This window comes from Streptomyces sp. ADMS (assembly GCF_033441795.1).
Lineage (GTDB): Bacteria > Actinomycetota > Actinomycetes > Streptomycetales > Streptomycetaceae > Streptomyces.
On record NZ_JAVFVX010000260.1, the window covers coordinates 1 to 3,014 of the forward strand.

General features: G+C 67.5%; 2 protein-coding genes. One reads left to right on the plus strand and one right to left on the minus strand.

All coding sequences use genetic code 11. The annotated features are described in order from the left end of the window. The coding region (locus RB628_RS40080; RefSeq protein WP_318325576.1) for a hypothetical protein at positions 1-292 on the plus strand (292 nt) is incomplete at its 5' end. Here RB628_RS40080 and RB628_RS40085 read toward each other — a convergent pair. Then, positions 267-2,741, minus strand: coding sequence for a glycoside hydrolase family 2 TIM barrel-domain containing protein (locus RB628_RS40085; protein ID WP_318325577.1), 2,475 nt, complete (start codon positions 2,739-2,741; stop codon positions 267-269). The genes RB628_RS40080 and RB628_RS40085 overlap by 26 nt on opposite strands. Positions 2,742-3,014 lie beyond the last annotated feature (273 nt).

Below are 3,014 nucleotides of genomic sequence, written 5' to 3' on the forward strand. Positions count from 1 at the left end.
CGCCGCAGGTCGCGGAGTGCGGTCCAGCGGCCCCGAGGAATTGCGCAGCAGAGTCCGCGCCGGGCAGGACGTCCGCTTCCAGCGCCCCGGATTCCTGCGCGGGAGCGGTGTCGTGAGGGCCGTCGGCGAGCACGATCGCGTCGATAGCCGCATCGAGGACGCCCGCGTGGACCAGAAGCCGCCGCTGAGCGATGACGTCCTGCGTTCGAGGGACAGGACGTGCAGCGGGATGTTCGCCATTTCGGTTTCCATCCGTGTGGCCGGGGTCAGCGCACAAGCGCTACGGGGCTGACGGCTTCGAGGGCGCCCGCGCGCAGTGCGAGCCGGACCGGTTCGCACCCTTCGGCGTGGACAGTGACAGTGATGTCCCCGCTCCCGACGGGACGGACCACCGCCAGCGCACGACCGTCGAACGTCCGCCTGCTTGGCCCGGAAAAGCTCTCCTCTGCCGCAGGATCGGCACTGCCGAGTGCCTGCAGGACGCCGGCGCCCTCCACGGTGACGGTCACGGGCCGGTCCCGTCCCGGGTGCACGTTCCCCGTGCCGTCGGTGAGAGCGATGTCCACAAAGGCAAGGTCCCCGCTGTCGGCACGGAGGTGGCCACGGTCCGCACGAACGTCGAGCACGAGGGCGTCCTTCGCGGTGACCAGCGCGGTACGTCCCTGTTCCCGGCCGTCCGAGTACGCGATCGCGACCAGTTCCCCAGGCGTGTAGACAAGCTCGAAGTCGGCGCGGAACTCGTGATCACGTCCGGCGGGCATCCGGCCCACACTGGTTCCGTTCAGAAGCAGCTGGATCTCATCGGCGTCGCTGTACACCTCGACGTGGATGGGCTTGCCCCGGAAGCCGTCCCATGTCCAGCTGCCGATCGCGTCGCTCCAGGACCATGGGGTGGCCAGGACTCTTCTCCCGTGGTGCTGGGGACGTAGCACGGCGATGTACGGCGTCGACCGGAGGCCGAACACGATCTCCCGGTAGTACGATGCAGGACGCCGCTGACCGGTGATGTCGAAGTCGCCGCACCAGGCCGCGAGCCACGGATAGGGCTGAGCGGCCGACGCTGCCCGCGAAGCCGAGTCGCCATACCCTACGGAGCCGAGACCGGCCTCGCCAAGGTAGTCCCAGCCCGTCCAGGTGAAGTCACCGATGACGTGAGGGTTCGACATGACGAGTGACCAGTTCTGCGCGATGCGGGACGGGAAGGTCTCCGTTCCGACAATCACCCGGTTGGGGAACCGCCGACGGTCGAGCTCGTAGCGGCCGTCACCGTAGTTCAGGCCTGCCACATCGAGAACGGAGAAGGACTCCTCAGTTCGCCCGGTCACTTCCTCGGAGGACGTGACCTGATTCATCATCTCTCCGACCTGCGCCATCATGCCGTTGACCCCGCCGCTCGGCGGCTGTGCCGACGCCATCTGCCGTGCCGCGGCGACGACCGTGTCGAGCACCGACACGAATCCGTTGATGCCATTGGTGATGAAACGGGTGCCATCGAGGGAGCGGATCTTCTCGGCGAGCCGACGGCTCCACACACCGCCGAACCGGGTGCCGGTCTCCGGGATCTCGTTCCCGATCGAGTAGAAAATCACGCTCGGGTGGTTGAAGTCCTTCGCGACGAGGGCAGCCACGTCGCGTTCCCACCACTCGCGGAAATCGCCGGCGTAGTCGAAATCGGTCTTGCCGACGGTCCAGACGTCGAAGGCTTCGTCCATGACCAGCATGCCCAGCCGGTCGCACGCTTCGAGCAGCGCGGAACTGGCAGGGTTGTGGGAGCTCCTGATCGCGTTGAAGCCCGCCTCCTTCAGCAGTTCGACCCGGCGTTCCTCGGCCCGCCCGATGGCCGCCGCGCCGAGGGGACCATTGTCGTGGTGCAGGCACGCACCACGGAGCTTGACCGTGCGGCCGTTGATCCGCAGGCCGTTGGAGGGGTCGAACTGCAGACGCCGGACACCGAACTCGCTCGCGTGGATGTCGAGCACACGGTCGCCGTCCCGGAGTTGAAGCCGGGCCGTATACAGAGACGGGCTGTCCACGCTCCATAGCGCCGGATCCGTGACGTACAGCCTGTGCCGGACGACCGCCCGCTCACCGGGCAGCAGCGTGACCGGGCTCCGCTCATGGGCCACCTCCGCCGAGCCGTCTCCCCCCACGGCGGAAGCCAGCTCGACGGTCGTGGTCACAGCTGCGGTGTTCAGCACCTCGGTCGCGATTTCCACGACCGCCTGACCAGGCTCGATGTCCGGCGTGCTGATCCGCACGCCGTCGACGGCGATGTGGACCGGTTCCTTCACGATCAGGCGTACATCGCGGTAGATGCCCGCACCCGTGTACCAACGGCTGTCCTGGTGCGCACGGCAGTCGACCCGGATCTCGTTGACCTCCCCGAAGCGGAGGTAGGGGTCGATCCGCACCGTGAAGCGGGAGTATCCGAAGGCGTGCTGGCCCGCCAGGGCACCGTTGACATAGATCATGGCGCCCCGGTGGACCCCGTCGAACTCGAGGAAGAAGCACCGGCCGCGATCGGACTCCTCGACGTGCAAGCTCCTGCGGTACTCGAACACGCCGCTGGGAAAGTACCCGGCCGCGGCGCCGGCAGGCGCGTCCGCTCGCCTGGGCATGCCGATCAGCGCGTCATGCGGGAGCGTCACCGCCGTCCAGTCACCGCTCGCGCCGCCGAGCTCCGCGAAGGCGCTCACCTTCGTGCGAAAGGCCCACTCGTCATTGAAGGCGGAGATCGCCATGAAGGACTCCTGGTTACGTCTTGTTGTAGCGGAGTTAACGCGCGTCAATAACTAAGCATTGGTTGGTAACGCGCGTCAATGGTCTCTTCGGTGCGAGAGTGTCGCGCGTCAACGCGCACTACGGCACATCCGGTGAGTGGCGGGACAGCGTTGGAAGCGTGGCCCCGGAGCCAGGGCGCCGCCGACCGGTCCACCGCTTCGCAGGCATCCCCGTCCTGGGTCGTGTCCCGCCTCGTGGTGTAAGCGACCTTGCTCGACGCGTTCCGGCAGGCC